This is a genomic window from Mycobacterium bourgelatii (genome assembly GCF_010723575.1).
GTDB classification, from domain to species: Bacteria; Actinomycetota; Actinomycetes; order Mycobacteriales; family Mycobacteriaceae; genus Mycobacterium; species Mycobacterium bourgelatii.
The window spans coordinates 1,580,204-1,603,062 of sequence record NZ_BLKZ01000001.1; the positions used below are offsets into that span (position 1 = coordinate 1,580,204).

The window sequence follows — 22,859 nt, forward strand, 5'->3', positions numbered from 1 at the left end:
CTCATCCCGCCTACAGATAACCGAAAAGCCCGTCTGCGCAGCGCATTACGCCGCAGGACACGATCGATGCGACAGCGGTGACCACCGAATTCAACACCCTGTTCGAAACGGTGCTGTCCGTCACGGACAGCGTCGACCCGGTCAAGCTGAACCAGACTCTCACCAATGTCGCCGACGCGCTCGACGGCCTGGGTGAGGGCTTCGGCCGGTCACTGCTCGACGCCAACACGATCTTGGACAGCCTGAACGCCCGACAGTCGCACCTGCGGTACGACTTTCAGCAGCTGGCCGACGTCGCCGAGGTATACACCGGCGCGGCGCCGGACCTCTTCGATGGGCTGGACGACGCGTCGTCGACGGCGAGCAGGCTGTACGCGCATCGGGGCGACCTCACCGACGCGTTGATGGCGTCAATCGGCTTCAGCAACACTAGCGCCGAGGTCTTCGAGCGGGGAGGGCCCTATTTCACGCGCGTCGCCGATGACCTCGTCGCGACGACGCAATTGCTCGACGAGTACCGAGGCATGATCTACTGCACGCTCCGCAACTTTCACGACGTCGAGCCCAAGTTCGCAGCCGGCCTCGGCGGCAATGGCTACTCGGGGACCGGTGTCAGCCCGATCATGGGGGCCGGCAATCCGTACGTGTATCCCGACAACCTGCCGCGGGTAAACGCCAGCGGGGGTCCGGAGGGTAGGCCGGGCTGTTGGCAACCGATCACCCGGGATCTGTGGCCGATGCCTTATCTGGTGATGGACACCGGCGCCTCCATTGCGCCCTACAACCATTTCGAGCTCGCCCAGCCGATCCTGATCGAGTACGTCTGGGGACGTCAGATCGGGGAGAACACCATCAACCCCTGACCTGCCCGGCGATCGAAGGCAGCCTGATGACGTCGCGTCATGGGGTGTCAGCCGGGGCTTTGGGGTCGCCGTAGCGCTTGGTCGCGTGATGCTCCTGTGCCAGCCGCCGAAGCGCCGCGATGGCGCGTTCGAGCAGGATAGTGCCCGCGACGACACGTTCGACGAGCAGGTCGCGGGGCAGGTCGGCCGGTGTGTTGGCGATCTCCGCCGCGGCGAGCGGTTCCACGGCATCGGCGTAGGGGTCCAACAGCGAATACACCGCGTCCGGTGTGGTCGTGTCCGGTGTGGTCACCTCGGCGGAGACGCCCGCTGCCCCGGAGGCGGGTTGGGGGCGTAGGGCGGCGATGGCGTCGAGCACCGCGGCGAGGTCGCGCCGGGCCGGGGAGTCCGCACGTACCCGCCAGCCGCGGTGGCGGATGTAGTCATCGATCGGGGCGGCGCTGGCGGCGGCTTTGGTGCCGGCGCTGGCGGCGCTGGCGCGGTGCGCGTGGGCCAGGATGTTTTGGATTGATCGGTGTGGGTCGTCGATGGCGGCGATGAGGTCACCGACCTCGTCGGTGCTGAGCCCGCCCACCTCGATGAGCGCCCGGATCAGGCGCAGCCGCCGTAGGTGACTGTCGTCATACCGCGCCTGGTTGACGGCGGTCGGCTGACCCCGATGGAGTAGTCCGATGCGCAGGTACCACTTCACGGTTGTGGGGGAGAGGCCGGCCGCGCGGCTGAGTTCGGAGAGGCGCACACGGAAGATCCTACTGGACATTGGCTAGCGGCTAGCGCTACTATCCAAAGATAGAGAGTTAAACTCTCCATATTTGAGCTGGAAGGAAGGGCAGATCGTGAAGATCCTTGTCATCGGCGCCACCGGAGGGACCGGAGCTCAGGTTGTGAAGCAGGCGCTCGCGCGCGGGCACAGTGTGAAGGTGCAAGTCCGCGACCGGGTGCAGGCGGCGCAGTTCGATCAGGCGGAAGTGATGGTAGGCGATGTCCGCGACGCGGCCGCCGTGGACTCGGCGCTGTCGGGTGTGGACGCGGTGGTGTGCTGCCTGGGAGTGCGGTTGGGACAGGACCCCGGCACTGTCCGCTCCGCCGGCACGGCGAATCTCGTTGCCCAGATGCGCCGGCACGGTGTGCGGCGACTGATCGCCGTCTCCACCGTCGGCGTGGGCTCCAGCGTTGCCGATCAGAGCCGCATCGCGCGCATGATGTGGCCGCGCATGGTGGGCCGGCCCCGGCTGATCGAGGCCGACCGGGCCGAGGCCGCTATCCGCGATGGGGGCGATGAACTGGCGTGGACGCTGGTGCGTCCGCCGCGGCTGGTGGACGGCGCGGGCGGTGCGCGCCTGCAGGTGGGGCCCTCGGTGCGCACCGGAATGCGTTCTCAGCTCGCGCGTGCCGATCTGGCCAGCGTGCTGTTGGACCAGGTCACCGACGAGCGCTACGTGGGTGCAGCGGTAACGGCCGTCGCCACCCGGTAGCGAGCGGCCAACTGCGGCGAGGCGGCCGAGATCGGTGGTTCGGGATACCAGGCTGGCCGGGTGAGTGCGCCCGTCGCGTTGATCGCCGGCAAGCTCGCCGTCTCGAGCGGGCCGTCCCGGGTGACGAGGTGGGCACCTCAGTGGGGACCCCGGTGCCTCGAGCGGATGGAGGGCGCAGGGCGGCGCTGGCGGCCTCGGTGCCGGCGTTCGTGGGCTGGCACGATGCGGCCGCTCGTCGTTAACGCCGGGCGGGCGCGGCGTCCCGCAACGGACGCAGGAGTCCTTCTTGGGCCACGCTAGCGATCAGCACGCCGGATTGGTCGTGAAAGCTGCCGCGGGCCAGTCCCCGCGTGCCGATGTTTGCCACCGGGGAGGCGGTGAACAACACCCACTCGTCGACGCGGGGCAACCGATGAAACCACAGTGCGTGGTCGATGCTGGCCGCGAAGGCCATCGCCACCCGGCGCCGCGCCATGGATGATGTAGCGCAGCGACGAAGTGTCATAAGAGTTGCGCACCTCCGCCGGCAGCGCGAGCAGCCGGTGAAACATGGTCGGGACCGTGTGACTGTGGCTGACGCGGTGGCGTTGGATCGAGCGCAGCGTTTCTTCGGCGTTGAACTTGTTGGTCATGATCACCGTGGCGCCGAACGTGATCGGCATCGACAGCGAAAACACGATCGGGGCCGCGTGGTACAGCGGGCCGGTCAGCAGGTGGGCGTCGCCGCTGACATATCCGGCGACGTTGGCTGTCGCCGATCCCGGCACCGATCCCGAGGGCCGCCACACGCCTTTGGGTTGGCCCGTAGTTCCCGACGTGTACAACATCAGCCCGCCGGGAATCGGGTCGGCGATCGGCGCGCCGGACTGGCGGCTGAGTTCGTATTGGTAGCTGTCGAAGCCCGCTACCTGGTCGAGGCTTGCGGCAGTTACCTTGGGGCGACCGACCACCAAAGTCGCCGCGAAGAAGGAGCACTGGCTATCGGCTTTGTAACGTGTTGTCAGGTCAACTGATAGTCCGACAACGCGAACCGGCGCGCCTGGCGGTTGGCGTTGAGGGTGGATGTCGGTCGCAGGATTGCCGCCTCGCCGTGCTGGTTGAAGTAGTAACTGCGCGAACCTGCGCACGACCCGGCATAGAACACTGACTCGCCAAGGCGATTGGTCATCTCATCGAGGAATGCCTCGTTGGCGTCCTCGGTGACTTCGAAGACGGAGGCGTTGGTTCGTTCGATGTGGCGGATAAGCCGGCGCATGTGCTTCATCTGGGCCTCGATCGTGGTGAAGTACGACAACCCGCTGTACGCGTAGGGGCTGGCCAGGTGGAACAGGTTGGGAAAGTGCGGAATCGAAATGCCCTGGTATGCCTGGAATCGATTGCTGCGCCACCACTTACCAAGATCGCGCCCGTTGCGCCCGACGATCTCAAAGGCGGGGAAGTTGATGTCCCACAAGTTGAAACCCGTTGCCAGGACCAAGGTGTCGATCTCGTGGCGCTGTCCCGAGGTGGTGACGATCGCGTCAGGTTCGATATGGCTGATGGGAGCCGTTTCCAAATGGACATTGTGCTTGTTGAAGGCGCGAAGGTAGCTATTGGAGAACGTCGGTCGCTTGCAGCCAAAGTCGTATCGTGGGGTCAGCGCGTCTCGCACCTGCGGATCGTGCACCTGCAACTGAGGTGAGCCCGTCGTAGTGGTCCAGTCGTTGTGGGACTCTGATGCCCGAGTGTTCGGGCAGGAAGAATCGACGACGACATGGCAACGAACAAGCGCCGGCGGCACACGCCGGATCAGATCATCCGCAAGCTCGCCGAGGGCAACAAGCTCCTTGGAACCGGGCAGCAACTCAGCGAAGTGTGTCGCCACCTCGAGATCACCGAGTCGACCTGGCATCGCTGGGTCGCCCAGTACGGCGGGATGAAGGCCAGCGACGCCAAACGCCTCAAGGAACTTGAGGCCGAGAACGCCAGGCTCAAGAAGCTGGTCGCCAACCAGGCCCTTGACATCGACATGCTCAAGGAGATCTCGTCGGGAAACTTCTGACCCCGAACCGCTCGCGCAGCATCGCCGCGGCGCTGCGCTTGCGGTTCGGGGTCTCCGAACGGCGGGCGTGCGCGGTGGTCGGCATCCACCGTTCCACCATGCGTCTACAACCACCACCGATCAGCGATGAGGAGGCCCAATTGCGGGCCTGGCTACGCGCGTTCTCCACCCAGCGGCCCCGCTGGGGATGGCGCCGTGCTGCGATCGCGGCACGGCGAGCTGGCTGGAAGGTCAACAACAAGCGCATCCGCCGCCTGTGGCGCGAGGAAGGCCTGCGGGTTCCGCAGCGCCGCAGGAAGAAACGCTTGACCGGCATCGGTGCGCAGGTCGGGGCGATGTGCCCGATCCGCCCGAATGCGATCTGGGCGATGGATTTTCAGTTCGACACCACCGCCGACGGACGAACGTTGAAGATGCTCAACGTAATCGATGAGTTCACCCGCGAAGCCCTGGCGATCGAGGTCGACCGGGCCATCAACGCCGACGGCGTGGTCGACGTCCTTGACCGTCTGGCCCTGATGCATGGGGCACCGGCCTACGTGCGGTTCGACAACGGACCCGAGTTCATCGCCCATGCTGTCAACGGAGGAATTGTCAATAGTTGTGGATCCGCGTGTTTCAGGCGACCTCCGATCCGGCTGATGCGGCCTCGACGGCGGATGGTTCTGGCGGGGTGATGTCGGTTGGTCGTTCGAGGAGTTTGCCTTTGTGGAAGACGGCTCCGGCGCGGACCAGAGCCACCAGATGGGGTGCATTGACGGCCCGCCAGCGGGCCTGTGCGGCGTCGATCAGCTTGTAGGCCATGGCGATTCCGGCGGCGCGCGATCCGGGTCCTTTGGTGACTTTGGTCCTCAAACGCACTGTGGCAAAAGTGCTTTCGATCGGGTTAGTAGTGCGCAGGTGGATCCAGTGCTCGGCGGGGTACTTGTAGAACTCAGGAGTACATCGGCGTCGTCGACGATCTTGGCGACCGCTTTGGGGTACTTGGCACCGTAGCCGACCTCGAAGGCCTTGATCGCGACCTGAGCCTTATCGATATCCTCGGCGTTGTAGATGTCTTTGATTGCAGCCAACGCGCCCGGGTGCGCCGACTTCGGCAGTGCGGCAAGAACATTCGATTGCTTGTGAAACCAGCATCGCTGTTCTCTGGTAGCCGGAAACACCTCGCGCACCGCCTTCCAGAAGCCCAGTGCCCCATCACCGACGGCCAACACTGGGGCGGTCATCCCGCGGCGACGGCAATCGCGCAGCAGATCAGCCCACGACTCAGTGGACTCCCGGTACCCATCGGCCAAAGCGACGAGTTCCTTGCGGCCGTCAGCGCGCACGCCCAACATCACCAGCAAGCAGAGCTTCTCCTGCTCCAGGCGAACCTTGAGGTGGATGCCATCGACCCACAGGTAGACGTAGTCAGTCCCCGACAAATCGCGTTGCCCGAAAGCCTTGGCTTCGTCCTGCCACTGACCGGTAAGCCGGGTGATCGTGGTGGCCGACAAACCGGCACCTGAGCCCAGGAACTGCTCCAACGCCGGAACGAAATCACCGCTGGACAGCCCATGCAGGTACAGCAACGGCAACACCTCGCTCATCTGCGGTGACTTCCGCGCCCACGCCGGCAGGATCGCCGAGGAAAACCGTTGCCGCTGACCCGAATCAACGTCAATACGCTTGTCATTGACCCGCGGCGCAGTTACAGTCACCGCGCCCGCCGCGGTCAGCACCTCGCGCTCGTGGTGATAGCCATTGCGCACCACCAGTCGGCGCCCGTTCTCATCAACCTCACCGACATGGGCGTCGATGTAGGCGGCAACCTCGGCCCGCAACGCCGCCGCCAGCATCTGCCGAGCACCATCGCGGACGATCTCATCCAACAACGAGCGCCGGCCGGCCTCGCTGCCGTTGGCCTCATCGGCATCGTGAACTACCGTGAGCATGGGCGTACCTTCCCAACCAGCGCGCCAACGCCGGTCTTGATCAGAGCTACTGGACTTTCAGATCATCCTCGGGAAGGTGCGCCCTTTCCTACGCCGCCTCGCCGAGGCTCATCCACAAGTTCTGATCATTGCTCCTGTCAACGACTGGTGCCGCTTCAACGGCACCGGCTCGCTATTCATCGATCCCGGAGCCCCCTGGCAGAACGCCTGGATCGAGTCATTCAACGGCCGACTGCGCGACGAGCTACTCAACTCCTGGCGCTTCGACTCCCTGCAAGAAGCCCAAATCATCATCGAAGATTGGAGAATCGACTACAACGCCAACCGGCCTCACTCCGCCCACAATGGGCTCACCCCAGCCGAGTTCGCCCTACAGTGGACCACGACCCACCAACCGCAAGCCGCATAGCGACTGGACCATCAAACGGGTCCCCCTCACGGTAGGCAACATCGTCCCCGCGAGCGTGGGCCTGCAAGGCGCGCAGGCGCAGCAGCGTGATTTGGGGTAAGGCCGCATCGGCCGACACTTTCGCCAATCGATCGATTGCCTGCTGTGCCTCGACCAGGTCGGCATCGGTGCCGCGCGCTAGTAGCGTCTCCACCAGGAGGCTTGTGCCCCAGACCGCGTAACCGACCCGCTCGTCGACGTTTAGCTCATGCAGGGCTTTGCGCATATCGAGAATGGCAGCATCGCGATCGCCGTACCAGGCTCTGGCGTAATTGATCAACAATTCGTTGGTCGGGACCAGGGAAGGCATCCGGCTGCGCTGCCAATCGAGGGCTTGCACCGCGAGTTCGAGTCCGCGGCGACGGTCGGCCTCGGCGTCGCGACACAGCAACGCAACACCCAATGCGTACTCAGTGAAGAGGACTGCGACATCGCTGCTCGCCCGTAAGGCGGTCTGCACCGCTTCCTCAAACGTGCGCATCGTGACGTCGTCGGCCCGGATCGGCCCGTACCGGACTGCCAGACCGTAGGTCCAAGGAATGACAATGCCGAGGGTCGCCGGGTCGTTGTTCCGGGCCATCGTGACGGCATCGTCGAGGTCTTGCCGCCATCCCGGGACCCCCCGCCAGCACCGAGCGATTCCGCGAAATGTCAGCGCGATCGCCAGCGGCGAACCAATGCCGAAACTGGCTCCCTTTGACGGATCGCCCGCGGCCAAGTCGATGAGGTACTGCGACCACCGTAGGATCTCGTCGACTTCGCCGGTGTTGAACCAGTTGACGAACGCTATGAACGCCAGGCCTATGGTCAGGTTGGGATCGCCGATCGACTCGAGCAACGCCATCTGTTCGGATGCCAGGCGCGAGCCTTGACGCGAACGTCCGGCCAGCAGGAGCTCCGATCCCAGCCCGGACATGCCGATGGCCAGCGAAACGTTATCCCCGGCGGCAGTGCACAACTGCCGCAACTCCGCGAAGCGGCCTTGGCCTTCCTGTAGTGCTTGGGCTTGCCAATCGGTAGCGCACAGCATGGCGCGGGGGGCGATGCGCATCGTCAGTTGGTTGGGGTCGTCGGCAGGCAATGCGTCGGCGATAAGGCGTGCCCGCTCCCAGCTGACTCGCGCGGCGGCGATGTTGCGGTTAGTTGACCACGTGGCGGCGCGCAAATGCCAGTCGTACGCCGCGTGCAGTTCGCCTGCGGATTCAAGGTGTTCGGCAATCAGTGGCGCATGCTCGTCCACCGCGCCGGGCGCAGACTCTTGTATTGCGGCCGCCAGGCGTCGGTGCAGTTCTGCGCGATCGGATTTCAGCTGTGATTCGTAGGCCACCGCGCGGATCAACGGGTGACGGAACGCGAACTCGGGGTTTGGGCCGAATTGCACCTGATCGATCAGCTCGGCGGTCAGCAATTCGTGGAACATCGGATCGATCCCGAGCGCCGCGAGTAGTCCCGCCTCGAAGCGTGCCCCGACTACCGATGCTGCGTTCAATGTCCGCTTGGCCGTAGTGGACAGCCGGTCGAGGCGGGCCTCGATGGCCGCTTCCACGGTTACCGGTACGGTCACTTCGGCGACATCGGTCCGACAGATGTAGCCACCGTGCTCACCGTCGAACACGCCGCGCTGCACCAATTCGCGCACCATCTCTTCGACGAAAAACGGGTTACCCGCAGCCCGCTCGGCGATGACCGTCGACAGCTCGCTGACCGACGGATCCGGACCGAGCAACTCAAGGATCAGGGCCGCGGTGTCCGAATCGCCCAGTGCGGTAAGAGCTATCGTCTGGCTGCCTGGCACACGTGTCAACATGCCCTGATACTCGGGGCGCGCGGTGATCAGCACCATCACCTTGGTCTGCGGGATGACCCTGAGGAAGTCGGCCAGCATCGACTCGCTGACCGCATCAATCCAGTGCGCATCCTCGATGAGGTACAGCGCCGCTGCGCTGCGCGCCATCGACATCGTCTTGACCAGTGCGGTGATCCGGCGTCGTCGGGCGTCGGGGTCGATCTGGGGGAGCGGTACGCCGGGGTCGGCGATGCCGAGCAGGTCATCAAGCAGCAACAAGTCCTGCGGGTCCGCATCGGAAGGCGCAGTCGCTCGCAGCCGGGTGCGCGCGGCTTCTCCGTCAAGGTCGGATACCCCGCTGGCGGCTCGAAGTAGCCGCGCGACGACGCCGAAGGAAATGTCGCGGGCGTGCGACTCGCAGAAAGCCCAGCAGACGTCGATGCCTCGATCGGCGGTCAGGGCCGCGATCTCCCGGGCCATGCGACTCTTGCCGATGCCCGGCGGGCCCATCACCGCTACGACACAACCGCGGGCGACCATCGCTCGCTCCGCCATGGCCTCCAAGGCCGCGAGTTCCCAGCGCCGACCGACCAGGCGGGCCTCGACGCGATCAATCAGCCCACCGCGTGGGTTGATCTGGACCAGACGTCGCGCGCGCATCAATTCGTCTGCCCCCTTGATGCGCACCCACTCCGGTTCAGCGAGCACCGCGAGGTTCTCGACCAGCTGCGCGGTGGCGTCTGACAGCACGACCCCCCCGGGGGGCGCCGCCGATTCCATCCGCTGTGCCAGTCCGACATGTTCGCCGGTCGCGGCGTAACCCAGTGACCCCGAACCGATCTGACCGGCGATCACGCGGCCCGAGTTAAGGCCCACCCGCAATCGAAGGGCCACGCCGTCGCGGCTGGCCACTTCTGCCGCCAACTGGGCGGCCTCCTCCTGGATTGCGAGTGCGGCCAGGCATGCGCGAAGTGCGTGGTCTTCCAGCGCGATTGGTGCCCCGAACAGGGCCATGACCCCGTCGCCGTTGTACTCAACGGTCCCGCCGTAGCGGCGCACCACCAATGCCGAACGCTCCACCAGTTCGGTCATTATTTCGCGCAACCGCTCAACATCCAGGGCTGCGGCGATGTCCATCGAGCGCACCACGTCGGCGAACAGCACCGTCACTTGCTTGTATTCAGCAGGTGCCGGTGTCGAGGCTGGAGAAACCGCTGTACCGCATTCGCTGCAGAACTTCGCGCTCGACAATAATTCCGCGCCGCATGACCTACACGCCAATCTCACGACATTCATGTCGTCGCCGCAAAAATTGGCGCGGTGCCCCCGCGAGCCTCGCCCACATCAAAGATTGTGTCACCGCGGGCGGGCCAACGTGGGCTTTATATCGCCGCTCGGCGAACCAGCTGACTACCGCCCAGCGGTGCGGGCCAGATCTATGGCGTACTGAGTCACGAAGGTGCCGACCGCAGGATCACCCTTCCCGCAGGTTCCGTCGGATTCACCGGGACGCTTGACCCACAGGTAAGCGTCGGCGTGCGCACCACCGGTGGCGGTTGTCGGCGGAGTGCCCAGCGCCCGGCCGCTGGGGTTGCACCAGCTGTTGTCGGGGTCCGGTGCCGGTCCAACCCCGTTGCGCGACGTGTCGATGACGTAGTGCGAACCGTTGGTCAGCCCCGAGATCGCCTCGCCGTAGCCGGTCTCGTCCTCGGTTGTGTAGAAGTTCGCCGTGTTGACGCTGAATCCTCGGGCCCGGGCGATACCGGCGTTGTTCAGCCGGGCGGCCATGTCCTCGGCGCTATGCCAACGCAGGTGACCAGCGTCGATGTACACGGCAGCGTTCGGATCCCGCGTCAGTGCCTCGACGGCGTAGCGAATCAGGTCGTAGCGCTCTTGGCGCTGATCACCTTGAAGGCAGTCGGCCATTGCCAGGGCATCCGGTTCGAGGATGACCGCTGCCGGTGCGGAGCCCAGACCCGCGGCGATGCCGTCGATCCAGCCCCGGTATGCGGCGCCAGACCCCATACCTCCCGCGGCATAGCTTCCGCAGTCGCGGTGCGGGATCCCGTAGATCGAGAACACCGGCAGGGCGCCGGCGGCTGCCGCATCTCCCGCATACTTACCGACCGTGGCGGCCGAACCGCCCGGGACTATCCAGTACGCCTGCGGCGTGTTGGCGATAAGAGTCAGCTCCGGACTCGGCGGATTGGCCTGCTGCGCGGCCCGCATCGCCGCCGAGTTGGGGTTGACGTAGAACGGCATGCCCGCCAGCGGGTTGCCGTCACTGCTGGCGAGGCGTACCGACGGCGCGGGACCGACCTGCGGGGGGTGGGCAAGACTTCCAACGGTGGCAATGGTGGCAACCGCGACGAGCGGGGCGATCCATCGCGCGATCACACGAGCAGGTGAGAACATCACCCCGAGAAATTAGCGGACCGGGCTTCGATCGCCAACCCGTCCCTAGGTAGTGACCGCCATCAGCCTGCCGCTGGACTCCCACGCGCGAAGGAAGACCGTCAGCGGAATCTGCTCGTCGGCTCGTGCTCGCTACCGCTGTCGTTGAGGTGCACGGTCTCGCTGCCCTTGTCGACGCCGGTCACTACCACTGAGCCGCGATGACCAGCCACGCCGCGGCCGATGCGCTGCGGCGGGTGTTCGCCGAACGGGTGGCGCCGAAACTGGCCACCGCCACGCCGGACCATCCCATTCAGCGGATCGGGTTGATGGGGGCGTTCGTGATCGGGCTTGCCATCACGAGGTACGTACTGGTCACACCGATCGCGGACCTGAGCCGGGAGGAGCTCAGTCGGTGGGCGGCACCGGTCATCCGCCAACTTCTGGTGGGACCGGCCCCGTCCTGACGGCGAAAATGCCGCCAGGGGCGTGATGTGGAACCACGACCCTGACGGCAATCTTGGTATAGGCGCTAAAGGCGCTACCTCTTGATGTGTAGGGGTCCGATGCCGATGAGGTTGTCTCCGACCAGGCCGATGCCCAGGTTGTGGTTGCCGAAGTTGAATAGGCCTTGGTTGAAGTTGCCGTTGTTGCCGATGCCGAGTCCGGCGAGGTTGCCGATCGGGAAGCCGCCGTTGCCGATGCCGGTGTTGGCGATGCCGAAGTTTTGCAGGCCGTTGTTGAACAGTCCGAAGTTGCCCATTATCGGTCGGGCGGGGTCGACGGCGAAGTGGGGGCTGATGTTGCCGATGCCGAGGTTGACGCTGCCGGTGTTGGCGAGGCCGATGTTGGCTAGGCCGTTGTTGAAGGCGCCGATGTTGCCGGCCATGATGCTGTTGGGGTTGGGGCTGATGTTGTTGAGGCCGATGTTGCCGATGCCGAGGTTGTTGATGCCCAGGTTCAGCTCGCCGGTGTTGAAGAAGCCGACGTTGTTGGTGCCGACATTGCCGTAGCCGTAGTTGATTCCGAGGTCGGAGGCGGCGGCGGGCAACCCGAATAGGCCGTTGGCGGCGTTGATGTGCAGGGGTCCGATGCCGATGAGGTTGTCGCCGACGAGGCCGATGCCCAGGTTGTGGTTGCCGATGTTGAAGAAGCCGCGGTTGAAATTGCCCTGGTTACCGATACCGAGGCCGGCCAGGTTCCCAATCGGCAAGCCCCCGTTGCCGTTTCCGGCGTTGGCGATGCCGAAGTTGCCTAGTCCGTTGTTGAGCAGTCCGAAGTTGCCCATCATCGGGTTGGCGGGGTCGACGGTGAAGTGGGGGCTGATGTTGCCGATGCCGAGGTTGACGCTGCCGGTGTTGGCGAGGCCGATGTTGGCCAGGCCGTTGTTGAAGGCGCCGATGTTGCCGGCCATGATGCTGTTGGGGTTGGGGCTGATGTTGTTGAGGCCGATGTTGCCGATGCCGAGGTTGTTGATGCCCAGGTTCAGCTCGCCGGTGTTGAAGAAGCCGACGTTGTTGGTGCCGACGTTGCCGTAGCCGTAGTTGATTCCGAGATCCGATGCGGCGGGTAGCAGGCCGCCCAGGGCGCCGGCGTTGATGTGCAGGGGTCCGATGCCGATGAGGTTGTCGCCGACGAGGCCGATGCCCAGGTTGTGGTTGCCGATGTTGAAGAAGCCGCGGTTGAAATTGCCCTGGTTACCGATACCGAGGCCGGCCAGGTTCCCAATCGGCAAGCCCCCGTTGCCGTTTCCGGTGTTGGCGATGCCGAAGTTGCCTAGTCCGTTGTTGAGCAGTCCGAAGTTGCCCATCATCGGGTTGGCGGGGTCGACGGTGAAGTGGGGGCTGATGTTGCCGATGCCGAGGTTGACGCTGCCGGTGTTGGCGAGGCCGATGTTGGCTAGGCCGTTGTTGAAGGCGCCGATGTTGCCGGCCATGATGCTGTTGGGGTTGGGGCTGATGTTGTTGAGGCCGATGTTGCCGATGCCGAGGTTGTTGATGCCCAGGTTCAGCTCGCCGGTGTTGAAGAAGCCGACGTTGTTGGTGCCGACATTGCCGTAGCCGTAGTTGATTCCGAGGTCGGATGCGGCGGCCGACAGCAACGTTTCAACACTCGCGGCTTCGGCCGTGGCGTACGCACTGCCCGCTTTCGTCAATGACTCGATGAACTGGGCGTGGAACTGTGCGGCCTGTTTGCTGACCTGTTGGTAGAGCTGGGCGTGCCCGGAAAACAGCGACGCCACCGCTGCGGACACCTCATCCGCGCCGGCCGTTAAGAGGCTCGTCGTGGGGGCGGCCGCAGCCGCGTTGGCCTCACTGATCGTCGACGCGAGACTCGCCAAGTCTGATGCCGCAGTCTGGACGAACTCGGGCACCGTGAACACAAACGACATCACTAACCTCCTGGCATTTGCCATTTCATTAATGCGGGCGGCCACTTTGCCGCGCGATGGCCCCAACCTAATGACGGTCTGGCGGGCGAATGCGTGTTTGCGGTTAGGCATTTGCTAAGTGTTGTTATGTGGAAGCTTTGAACGCCAAGCCAGCTAGTGCAAAGTGCACCGGTCTCTGCGTGAACCACTGGGCATGATGCTTGATAGCAGTCGTCAACGGCTCGCGTGCCCAGTGCGAGGACCGTTCTGCAGGCCAGGCGGGAACAAGTCAGTGGGTTAGGAAGGTGCACAGAAACATATTTGCTAGAAGCAACATCTGATCACCTGTGCCTGACGTTTGTGTCAATAGTCTGATCAGCCCAGGGCTGGCTCTGAAGTGATCGACGTTCGGCCCAAAATCGCCTGAACTGTGATCCAATTTCCGAAGTGCACCGCAATGGTGCTTCGTCAGTCCGTGGCGGCGAAATCGCGTACCAGGCGTTCAGTCAGCTCGGCGACGTGCTTCTCACCGTCCGGTGTCTGCCCGCCCATGTCCAGGAAGGCGCGCATCTGACGCTGCGCGGCGTCGGACCGGGCCACCTGCACGAAAAGCTCGGCGTCGGCTTCCAACCGCTCGGCCAAGTTGCCCCGTTGGTAGACAGCGCGTTTGGCCGCGCGCACCGCCTCTGGCGGTGCCGCCGCGATACGCCGGGCCAGCGCACCGACCGCGGCGTCGATCTCCGCGACCTCGTAGATGCGGTTGAGCAGTCCCCAGCGTTCGGCCGTCTCCGCATCGATATCTTGGCCGCCCAGAATGATTTCCAACGCACGAGCGTGTCCCGCCAACCGGGGCAGGAGCTGCGTTCCCGAGCCGCCTGGGATGATGCCGAGCGGCACTTCCATCTGGTTCCACAGCGTTTGTCCCCGCACGCCGAACCGCATGTCGAACCACGAAGCCAGCTCCGCACCGCCCCCACCGACACGTCCCTCGATCTGGGCGATGAACACTTGGGGTAATTGCGAAATGCCTTGGCACACAGAGTGAAACGCGCGTATCGCGGCGAGCGCGTCCGCACGCGGGACGGTCGCCAACGGCAGGAGTTCGGAAACGTCGTAGTGCGCGATGAAGAAATCCGGATTCGCGCTCTTGACCACGACCACCGTCACCGTTGGATTCGACGCAAGATTGGTGAACAGATGCGCGAAATCACCGAAAAGCGTTGGAGTGAACAGATTTATCGGCGGATTATCGATCACCACGGTGAGCAGTGCACCGTCTTGGCTGGACTTGAGAAGTTGGTACTCGTCGTTCATGGCTCACGGGAACCGGGGTGATTTACCCGGCGGTGGTTTGGATTCACGGACACTGTCGGCAACGTCGCGTACCTGCCGGAACAGCTGGCTGAAGTCCGGCATCCGGGCGCGTGCGGCCCCCAGCGGTGGCGGTGAGTCCTTCAAGTCGGGCAGGTCTATCACGAGCCATGCGCCGAATTGGTGCGGCTGCACACGCAACTGCAGGGTCTGGAGTTCGTCTTCGAGAACGACGGGGACCTTGACGAATTCGCCAGGAACAGCTTGATCGAGCCGCCTGCGCACGATCTCTAGGTCGGCATCAGCGGCTAGTCGCCATCGAAGTTCTTGGCCAGTCCGGTGACTCGACGAATAGAGCACAAGATACTTCGCCACGGGGTTTCCCTCCCTAACCGCTCAACCGAGCGTTTCCCAGAACCGGGTCAGGGCCGCCGCGCCCGAGGCAGGGTCCTGCAGCATCCACCAATGTCCAAGCCCGTCAAGGACTTCCGTACGAGCACCGGCTCGTGCGGCCGCGCGACGTCGAAGCTCCTCGGTGCCGACGTACGGGTCCTCGGTCGCCAAGATCGACAGACCCGGGCGGGCCGCCGCCTTCTCCAGTTCACGGCCGGCCTCGGCCACCGCGGGCTGGCGCGCCGAACGGTACAGCAGCAGGATCGCCCGTCCCATGTCGGGCCCCTGGGCCGCGGCGATGTCGGCCGCGATATCCAGCGGTATGCCCAGCGCGGCCAGCTGAGCGGCGCGGTCCTCGATCGTTCCGCCGAGCATGGTGTCAACCAGCTCCTCGCCGGCGCCCTCGGTCTGCCAGACCTGAGCAAGATCGTGCCAAACGTATTCGGGATCGAACAAGCCGAGAACATCGCTGGCCCAGCTGCGCACCAGTTCCGGACGGTGCATCACGACGTTCACGACGTGGCCGCCGCCCCAGTCGTGACCGACGAGGTCTATCGGCCCGTCGATGCGCTCGAGCGCGTCCTCGAGCCAGTCGCGATAGGCGAGGTAGGTCGCCGGAAAGTCGTCGGGCAAAGGCGAACCGAATCCTGGCGGGGACAGCCGCACCACGTCGTCACGCCCCAGGGCATCCACCAGCGGACCCCAGATCGCGTCGGTCTCCGGATTGCCGTGCACGAACACGACCGGCATAGTGCCCTCCACTCATATCGCGTCACAAAGCCGCAGTTTGCCCTGTTAGCACATCACAGCGGTTGCAGACGCCGCGAGGGACATGGGCTACGGCGTGGACGATTGCCCTACGCTAGCGAGAGCCTCCCCGAGTTCGACGGACGAAAGCGAATTGAGTCATGGCGCCGACGCTGCGACCCCGCCGATCGGCCCTATACCTTCCGGGCAACAACGCCCGGGCGCTGGAGAAGGGCAAGACGCTCCCGGCCGATGTGTTGATCTTCGACCTCGAGGACGCCGTCGGCCCTGATGCGAAAACGACATCGAGACAGCAGGTGTGCGAGGCCGTTTCGTCGGACGCGTATCGACCGCGCGAGGTCGTGGTCCGCATCAACGGGTTAGGCACCGACTGGCACGAAGAGGATCTGGCAGCCGTTGCCGAATGCGGCGCCGACGCCGTGTTGGTGCCCAAAGTCGATACCGGCCAACAGGTCGAGGCGTTGGTCGCCAGCCTGGACCGGCTGGGCGCGCCGAAATCCGTGCAACTGTGGGCAATGATCGAAACACCCAGGGCGTTCCTGCGGATCGAGGAAATCGTTTCGGCCAGTGATCGCTTGGCCGTGCTGGTGGTCGGCACCAACGATCTGGTGAATGAACTGCACGCACTGCACGTACCTGGACGCGCACCGGTGGTCCCCGCGTTGGCGCTGGCCGTGTTGGGTGCGCGGGTGGCGGGAAAGGCCGTCCTCGACGGCGTCTTCAACGACATCACCGACGAGGCCGGATTTGCCGCCGAGGCTCGCCAGGGTCGCGAGATGGGTTTCGACGGCAAGACCCTGATCCACCCCTCTCAGGTCGCCCCGGCCAATGAGGTGTTCGGTCCGTCGGAAAAGGAACTAGCCGACGCCGCCAAGATCGTCCGGGCCTACGAACAGGCACAGGCCGCGGGCCGAAGCGTCATCACCGTCGACGGCCGCATGATCGAAAGCCTGCATGTACGTGACGCACAACGGATTCTTGCGCTGGCTGAGCGCATCTCCGAATTGCAGGCGCACACCGGGTGACGGACCGCAGGTAGGCGCCGAAGCCGGCGACGTACGGTCGAGGAGTGAACTTCGACGAGTACCGGACGTACGACGCAACTGGACTGGCGAAGCTGGTCGCCGACAAGGAGGTGTCGGCGACAGAGTTGCTCGCCCTGGCGAGGGACCGGGCCACGGCGGTCAATCCGCAGATCAACGCGATCGTGCGCGACGTGCCCGCAACGCCCGAAGACGTGCCCGCCGGGCCCTTCGCGGGCGTCCCGTTCCTGATCAAGGACATCGCCCAGGACTACGCAGGGTTGCCCACCTCGCAGGGGTCCCGCGCGCTGAAATCGCACCCGGTCGCCGAGCACGCGACCGTCGTCCAACGCTGGCTCGACGCCGGTCTGGTCATCTTCGGCAAGACCAACCTGCCGGAGTTCGGCGCGAAGGCGATCAGCGAGCCCGTTGTCTGGGGGCCGGCGCGCAACCCCTGGGACCTCAGCCGCTCGCCCGGCGGTTCGTCGGGCGGGTCCGCGGCGGCAGTGGCCGCGGGGATCGTGCCGTGTGCGGGCGCCAACGACGGTGGCGGGTCAACCCGCATTCCGGCGGCGTGCTGTGGGCTGGTTGGGCTGAAACCGGGCCGCGGGCTGACGCCCGTGGGTCCAGGAATGGCGGAGTCTATGCACGGCGCCGCGGTACAGGGCGTCGTGTCGCGCTCGGTGCGCGACACCGCCGCCATGCTCGACATCATCAGCGGCGGTGAGCCTTTCGGGCCTTTCGTGCCGGGATTGCCCGCTGCGTCGTTCGCTTCGCGGGTGGGTGCCGACCCGGGAAAACTGCGGATCGGCTACCGGGTGCCGTCCGCGATCAACCCGACGCCGCACCGCGAGGCGTTCGCGGCCGTGGAGGCGGCGGCGCGGGTCCTGACCGAACTCGGTCATCACGTCGAGGAGTTGCCGCAGGCGCCGTACGACGACGCCGCGCTGGCCCGGGAGTTCTTGCTGACCTGGTTTGTCTTTGTCGCCTGGGAGGTCAACGAAGCGAAACGACTCACCGGCGCCGGTGACGACGCCTTCGAGCAGGACACCCTGATCATGGCCGCGCTCGGGCGGGCGACGAGCGGGGTCGACTACGTGGCTGCCGTTCAGCGCCGGCATGGGCACACGCGGCGCCTGACCACGTTCTTCGAGTCCTACGACCTGTTGCTGACGCCCACCTTGGCCACCCCGCCGCCCAAAATCGGCGAGTTCGACCTGCCCGCGGTGTTACAGCGCGGGGCCGACGTGCTGATCAAGACCCGCACCGCTCGGTTCCTGCGGTACACCAAGATCATCGACGACATGGTCGACACGAATCTCGGCTGGGTGCCCTACACCCAGCTGGCCAATCTGACTGGGAGGCCGGCAATTTCGCTGCCTATGCACTGGACCGCAGACGGGCTGCCGCTGGGTGTGCAATTTGTCGCGCCACTGGCGGGCGAGTCGTTGCTCATCGAGCTCGCCGCCCAACTCGAGCAGGCGAGTCCGTGGAGAGATCGGGTCGCCCCGATCTAGCACCTGCCGGTCGATGTCAGGAAGGCACGCAAGTCGCTGCGTATTGTGAGCCGCGTGGACGGTAAGGAGTTTGGGCGCTACCGCGTCGTCGAGCTGCTGGGCCGCGGCGGCATGGGCGAAGTGTGGCGCGCCTTCGACACCGAGACCGACCGGGTGGTGGCACTCAAGGTGTTGCCCCCGCATTTGGCCGCTGATTCCAATTTCGCGGCGCGGTTTCTACGCGAGGCCCATGCGGCAGCCCGCTTGAACAATCCGCACGTCATCCCCATCCACCATTACGGCGAGATCGATGGACGGCTGTATGTGGACATGCGCCTGGTGGAGGGCCGTGATCTTCATCAGCTGCTGACCGAGGGGGCGCTGGACCCAGCGCGGGCGGTGCGCGTCGTCGACCAGGTGGCTAAGGCGCTACACGCCGCGCACAAGGTCGGCTTGGTGCATCGCGACGTCAAACCGTCCAATGTGTTGATCGATGAGGACGACTTTGCGTACTTGATCGATTTCGGGCTGGCCCGCGCCCTCGACGAGTCGCGGTTGACCCACACGGGAAGCACCGTCGGCACCATTCTGTACATTGCGCCCGAGCGGTTGGGCGACAGCCCGCATGACGACGCGCGGGGTGATGTCTATGCGTTGGCATGTGTGTTGTATGAGTGCCTGACCGGGAAGCCGCCTTTTGCTCCAGTCGGTTTGGCCGGGGTGATCGCCGCCCACCTCAATACTCCGCCGCCGCAACCGTCGGTCAACTGTCCTGGGGTGCCGAAGGCCTTAGATGCCGTCATCGCCAAGGGCATGGCCAAGGATCCCGATGAGCGGTACGCCACCACTATGGCGTTGGCGCTGGCTGCCCGCCAGGCGATTGCGGCGCCGGGTCGGCGATCCAAGCCGAGGCCGCAAAAACCTGCGGAAGGTGCGGAAACGGCGGCCGCAGCACAGGCCCGGTGGTGGCGTCGCAAAGTTGTGCTGCTGCCCGCCGTCGCGATCGCTGTAATCGCCGTGGCAGGTGCCATCGCGCTGGTCAACAATGACAGCACCGGTACCCAGCACCAAGACACGCAAACCCAGCTGGCCCGGAATCAACAGACGCTGCCCTTCACGGGACTCCAATCTCCTTACGGCGCAGCGGTTCAGAGCAACGGGACCGTCTACGTCGCGGACGACACCTCGCAGCAAGTCTTCGCCCTGGCCCACGGTGCCGCCGGTCCGACGACAATGGCGTTCACGGGCCTCAGCTTCCCCTCCGATGTGGCGGTGGACAGCGCGGGGACCGTGTATGTCGCCGATTTCAGTAACGACCGGGTCGTGGCCCTCCCCGCGGGTTCCACCAGTCAGACCGTCCTGCCGTTCACTGGGCTCGAAGGCCCCCGGGGCGTGTGGGTGGACGACAGCGGAGTCGTCTATGTAGCGGACGGACCCAGCCGCCGGGTGGTGAAACTGGCCGCGAATTCCACCAGCCAGTCGACGTTGCCGTTCAGCGATCTTGGCGAGCCCACCGGGGTGGCGGTTGACAGCAAAGGGACCGTCTATGTGGCCGACAACGGCTCACACCAGGTGGTGGCGCTGCCGGCGGGATCCACTCGTCAGACGACCCTGCCTTTCACCGGACTCAACCGGCCCGGGGGCTTGGCCGTCGACAGCAAAGGGACGGTGTACGTCGCCGACGCGGGCAACAACCGGGTGGTCGCATTGGCGCCCGGTTCCACCCACCAGGACGTCCTCCCGTTTACCGGCCTGGACTCGCCCGACAGTGTGGCGGTCGGCAGCAACGGCACTGTTTACGTTGCCGACCTGGGCAATCGTCGGGTGGTGGCGCTGGCGCGGATGTGAGCTTTGCTCAGATCTTCACGGTCAGCGGCCAGACCTTCCAGATGTCTTCGCAGTACTCGGCGATCGCGCGGTCGGAGGAGAACTTGCCGCTGCGTGCGGTGTTGAGAATGGACATCTTCGTCCACGCATCGCGGTCCTGCCACGCCGCACTCACCCGTTCCTGGCACTCGACATACGACGCGAAGTCGGCGCATACCAGGAAGGGATCGTCGTAGCGCAGGTTGTCCACCAGCGGGCGGAACACCTCGGGGTCGCCATGTGAGAACGTCCCGCCGGCGATCAGATCCAACACCGCGCTGAGCTCTTCGTTGGCCTCGATGTAGTCCGCCGGGCGGTAGCCGCTCGCCTTGAGCGCCTCCACTTCCTGCACCGTCAGCCCGAACAGGAAGAAGTTCTCCGGTCCGGCCTCTTCGCGGATCTCGACGTTGGCCCCGTCGAGAGTGCCGACCGTCAGCGCGCCGTTGATCATGAACTTCATGTTCCCGGTGCCCGAGGCCTCCTTGCCGGCGGTGGAGATCTGTTCGGAAACATTGGCCGCCGGGTAGATCAGGTGCGCGTTCTGCACGTTGAAGTTCGGGATGAAGGCAACCTTGAGGCACTTGTTGACTTCCGGGTCGGAGTTGATCGTCTCGCCGACGGCGTTGATCAGCTTGATGATTCGCTTGGCCAGGAAGTAGCCGGGTGCCGCCTTGCCGCCGAAGATGAAGGCGCGCGGCGGAATCTTGAGGTCGGGGTTCTGCTTGAGCCGGTAGTACAGCGCGATGATGTGCAGGACGTTGAGATGCTGGCGCTTGTACTCGTGGATGCGCTTGACCTGGATGTCGAAAATCCATTCCGGGTTCAGCTCGACTCCCGTCGCCGAGCGGATGAACTGGGCCAGACGCGCTTTGTTGGCGCGTTTGATGTCGCGCCACTGCTCGCGGAACGAGGGTTGGTCGACAAACTCCTCCAACCCGCGCAAGCGGTCCAGATCCTTCAGCCAGCCCTCCCCGATGGTTCGGTCCAGCAACTCGCGCAGTCCCGGGTTGGCCAGCGCGAGGAAGCGCCGTGGCGTCACGCCGTTGGTCTTGTTGCTGAACCGCTCCGGCCACATCTCGTAAAAGTCCTTGAGCACACTGTCTTTCAACAGCTCCGAGTGGAGCGCGGCGACACCGTTGATGGCGTGGCTGCCGACGGTCGCCAGGTGCGCCATCCGGACGCACCGATTGCCCTCCTCGCCGATCAGCGACATCCTGCGTACGCGATCGGCGTCGCCGAGGAATTTCGTGCGCACCTCGTCGAGGAAGCGGCGGTTGATCTCGTAGATGATTTCGAGGTGGCGGGGTAGCGACTCGCCAAACATCTGCAGTGGCCACGTCTCCAGCGCTTCGGGGAGCAGCGTGTGGTTGGTGTAGCCGAACGTCGCGACCGTGATGTCCCAGGCTTCGTCCCAGTCCAGGTGGCGTTCGTCGATGAGCAGGCGCATGAGTTCGGCGACCCCGATCGACGGATGGGTGTCGTTGAGCTGCAGGGCAAACCGTTGGGGGAGTTCCTTGACCGAGACGTCGGCCAGGTCGTCCATGATGTGCAGCACGTGCTGCAGCGAGCATGAAACGAAGAAGTGCTGCTGAAGTAGGCGCAACCGCTTGCCGGCCTCTGGCTCGTCATTGGGGTAGAGCACCTTGGTGACCGTCTCCGAGGTGACCTCGTCCTCGACGGCCTTGTAGTAATCACCGGTGTTGAAGGCGTCCAGCGCAAACGATTTCACGGCTCGCGCACTCCACAAGGTCAGCACGTTGCAGGTATTGACGCCGTACCCCTGGATGGGAGTGTCGTACGCGACGCCCTTGAGCATCAGGCCCGGCACCCAGCGGACGCGGTCTCGGCCCGTGTCGTCGGTGTAGTGCTCAACATGGCCGCCCCACTTGACCAGATAGTTGACATCGGGTTTGGCGATCTCCCAAGGGTTTCCGCTGTCCAGCCAGTTATCCGTCTGTTCCACCTGCCAGCCGTCACGGATCTCCTGGTCGAAGATGCCGAACTCGTAGCGGATGCCGTAGCCGATCGCCGGTCGTTCCAGGGTGGCCAGCGAGTCCAGGTAGCAGGCGGCGAGCCTGCCCAGGCCGCCGTTGCCCAACCCGGGTTCCTCCTCGCACGCCAGGACCTCGTCGAGTCGTTGGCCCATCGCGGCCAGTGCGTCCTTGGCGGCCTTCTCCAAGCCCAGGTTCAGTAGGTTGTTGCCCAGTTGCGGCCCCATCAGAAATTCGGCCGACAGATAGCACGTCACTTTGCGGCCGAGATCGAGCGAGACCTGCGTCGAGGCAACCCGGCGATCCTGCATGCGGTCACGCACGGCCAGTGCCAGCGCCCGGTAATAGTGCTCTGGGCGGAGGGCGGCGGCCGGGCGGCCAATCGAGTAACGGAGATGGTCGGTGATTGCGCGCTGCAGTGCCGGTGCCTGCATACCGGTGCGAGTGGGCTCGACCAGGTCGGGTCGCACCGGCGCGCCAGCGGAGGTTGCGTTGGTGGGGGTCTGCTCCACATCGGTCATCGCGTGTCCCGCTCCCTGCCTGTAATCATCGTCGGTTTGGCAGCGATGTTTGCACATCAGGCGCGTAATCGCTCTCGGAAACGTGAACGCCAGATCACCGCCGGGCGACAATTCTGTGCGGTGCGGCTTGCTCAGCACGTATTCGGCAGCGTGCCAATCAATTTGCAGCGTTTTTCGGC

15 protein-coding genes and 5 pseudogenes are annotated in these 22,859 nt (G+C 64.9%); 8 read left to right on the forward strand and 12 right to left on the reverse strand.

All coding sequences use genetic code 11. The features are described from left to right. Nucleotides 1-20: 20 nt before the first annotated feature. Nucleotides 21-863 (forward strand): annotated as a pseudogene (locus tag G6N68_RS07205) (MCE family protein); the annotation flags it as partial. A 37-nt stretch (nucleotides 864-900) separates the two neighbouring features. On the opposite strand, the gene G6N68_RS07210 reads toward G6N68_RS07205, so the two are convergent. Continuing rightward, complete coding sequence (locus G6N68_RS07210) at nucleotides 901-1,623, reverse strand: MerR family transcriptional regulator (RefSeq protein WP_163709697.1); 723 nt, start codon at nucleotides 1,621-1,623, stop codon at nucleotides 901-903. Nucleotides 1,624-1,675: 52 nt separating this feature from the next. On the opposite strand from G6N68_RS07210, the gene G6N68_RS07215 reads away from it, so the two are divergent. Beyond that, on the forward strand, nucleotides 1,676-2,338 hold the full coding sequence (locus tag G6N68_RS07215) for an NAD(P)-dependent oxidoreductase (RefSeq protein ID WP_163709700.1): 663 nt from the start codon (nucleotides 1,676-1,678) through the stop codon (nucleotides 2,336-2,338). A 238-nt stretch (nucleotides 2,339-2,576) separates the two neighbouring features. Here the strand turns inward: G6N68_RS07215 and G6N68_RS07220 are convergent, their stop codons facing one another. From G6N68_RS07220 to G6N68_RS07230, 3 genes and pseudogenes are all read right to left on the reverse strand, one after another. After that, nucleotides 2,577-2,843 (reverse strand): acyl-CoA thioesterase domain-containing protein, encoded by a 267-nt coding sequence (locus G6N68_RS07220; protein WP_163709702.1) that lies wholly within the window; start codon nucleotides 2,841-2,843, stop codon nucleotides 2,577-2,579. 16 nt (nucleotides 2,844-2,859) lie between these two features. After that, nucleotides 2,860-3,165: pseudogene (locus tag G6N68_RS32025) on the reverse strand (AMP-binding protein); the annotation flags it as partial. A gap of 173 nt (nucleotides 3,166-3,338) precedes the next feature. Then, a complete protein-coding gene (locus tag G6N68_RS07230; RefSeq protein ID WP_163709706.1) occupies nucleotides 3,339-3,893 on the reverse strand; it encodes an NAD(P)/FAD-dependent oxidoreductase in 555 nt (184 codons plus the stop codon). 198 nt (nucleotides 3,894-4,091) lie between these two features. On the opposite strand from G6N68_RS07230, the pseudogene G6N68_RS07235 reads away from it, so the two are divergent. Beyond that, nucleotides 4,092-4,963, forward strand: a pseudogene (locus tag G6N68_RS07235) (IS3 family transposase); the annotation flags it as partial. Nucleotides 4,964-4,997: 34 nt separating this feature from the next. On the opposite strand, the pseudogene G6N68_RS07240 reads toward G6N68_RS07235, so the two are convergent. Beyond that, nucleotides 4,998-6,313, reverse strand: a pseudogene (locus G6N68_RS07240) (IS256 family transposase). Between the two features lie 136 nt (nucleotides 6,314-6,449). Between G6N68_RS07240 and G6N68_RS07245 the strand changes: the two are divergent. Then, nucleotides 6,450-6,722: pseudogene (locus tag G6N68_RS07245) on the forward strand (integrase core domain-containing protein); the annotation flags it as partial. On the opposite strand, the gene G6N68_RS07250 reads toward G6N68_RS07245, so the two are convergent. Together G6N68_RS07250 and G6N68_RS07255 are read right to left on the reverse strand one after the other, a co-directional pair. Beyond that, nucleotides 6,664-9,843: an AAA family ATPase gene (locus G6N68_RS07250; protein WP_163709710.1), complete on the reverse strand. Its 3,180-nt coding sequence runs from the start codon at nucleotides 9,841-9,843 to the stop codon at nucleotides 6,664-6,666. The pseudogene G6N68_RS07245 and the gene G6N68_RS07250 overlap by 59 nt on opposite strands. A 114-nt stretch (nucleotides 9,844-9,957) precedes the next feature. Beyond that, nucleotides 9,958-10,965 (reverse strand): glycoside hydrolase family 6 protein, encoded by a 1,008-nt coding sequence (locus G6N68_RS07255; RefSeq protein WP_163709713.1) that lies wholly within the window; start codon nucleotides 10,963-10,965, stop codon nucleotides 9,958-9,960. A 197-nt stretch (nucleotides 10,966-11,162) separates the two neighbouring features. On the opposite strand from G6N68_RS07255, the gene G6N68_RS07260 reads away from it, so the two are divergent. After that, nucleotides 11,163-11,408, forward strand: coding sequence for a TetR/AcrR family transcriptional regulator (locus tag G6N68_RS07260; protein WP_163709716.1), 246 nt, complete (start codon nucleotides 11,163-11,165; stop codon nucleotides 11,406-11,408). 74 nt (nucleotides 11,409-11,482) lie between these two features. On the opposite strand, the gene G6N68_RS07265 is transcribed toward G6N68_RS07260, so the two are convergent. The 4 genes from G6N68_RS07265 to G6N68_RS07280 form a co-directional block, all read right to left on the reverse strand. Further along, nucleotides 11,483-13,333 (reverse strand): PE family protein, encoded by a 1,851-nt coding sequence (locus tag G6N68_RS07265; protein WP_163709719.1) that lies wholly within the window; start codon nucleotides 13,331-13,333, stop codon nucleotides 11,483-11,485. 447 nt (nucleotides 13,334-13,780) lie between these two features. Continuing rightward, nucleotides 13,781-14,626, reverse strand: coding sequence for an enoyl-CoA hydratase/isomerase family protein (locus G6N68_RS07270; RefSeq protein ID WP_163709722.1), 846 nt, complete (start codon nucleotides 14,624-14,626; stop codon nucleotides 13,781-13,783). A gap of 3 nt (nucleotides 14,627-14,629) precedes the next feature. After that, the gene (locus G6N68_RS07275; protein WP_163709725.1) at nucleotides 14,630-14,998 is read right to left on the reverse strand and encodes a hypothetical protein; all 369 of its coding nucleotides are present in this window, start codon (nucleotides 14,996-14,998) and stop codon (nucleotides 14,630-14,632) included. Nucleotides 14,999-15,019: 21 nt separating this feature from the next. Next, the gene (locus G6N68_RS07280; RefSeq protein WP_163709728.1) at nucleotides 15,020-15,766 is read right to left on the reverse strand and encodes an alpha/beta fold hydrolase; all 747 of its coding nucleotides are present in this window, start codon (nucleotides 15,764-15,766) and stop codon (nucleotides 15,020-15,022) included. 158 nt (nucleotides 15,767-15,924) lie between these two features. On the opposite strand from G6N68_RS07280, the gene G6N68_RS07285 reads away from it, so the two are divergent. The 3 genes from G6N68_RS07285 to G6N68_RS07295 are packed head-to-tail and all read left to right on the forward strand — an operon-like array spanning nucleotide 15,925 to nucleotide 20,150. Next, complete coding sequence (locus G6N68_RS07285) at nucleotides 15,925-16,809, forward strand: HpcH/HpaI aldolase/citrate lyase family protein (RefSeq protein WP_163709732.1); 885 nt, start codon at nucleotides 15,925-15,927, stop codon at nucleotides 16,807-16,809. Between the two features lie 44 nt (nucleotides 16,810-16,853). Then, nucleotides 16,854-18,323, forward strand: a complete 1,470-nt coding sequence (locus G6N68_RS07290) for an amidase (RefSeq protein WP_163709734.1) — start codon at nucleotides 16,854-16,856, stop codon at nucleotides 18,321-18,323. Nucleotides 18,324-18,377: 54 nt separating this feature from the next. Next, complete coding sequence (locus tag G6N68_RS07295; protein WP_163709737.1) at nucleotides 18,378-20,150, forward strand: serine/threonine-protein kinase PknD; 1,773 nt, start codon at nucleotides 18,378-18,380, stop codon at nucleotides 20,148-20,150. Nucleotides 20,151-20,157: 7 nt separating this feature from the next. On the opposite strand, the gene G6N68_RS07300 is transcribed toward G6N68_RS07295, so the two are convergent. Beyond that, nucleotides 20,158-22,593 (reverse strand): glycogen/starch/alpha-glucan phosphorylase, encoded by a 2,436-nt coding sequence (locus tag G6N68_RS07300; protein WP_371871681.1) that lies wholly within the window; start codon nucleotides 22,591-22,593, stop codon nucleotides 20,158-20,160. Nucleotides 22,594-22,859 lie beyond the last annotated feature (266 nt).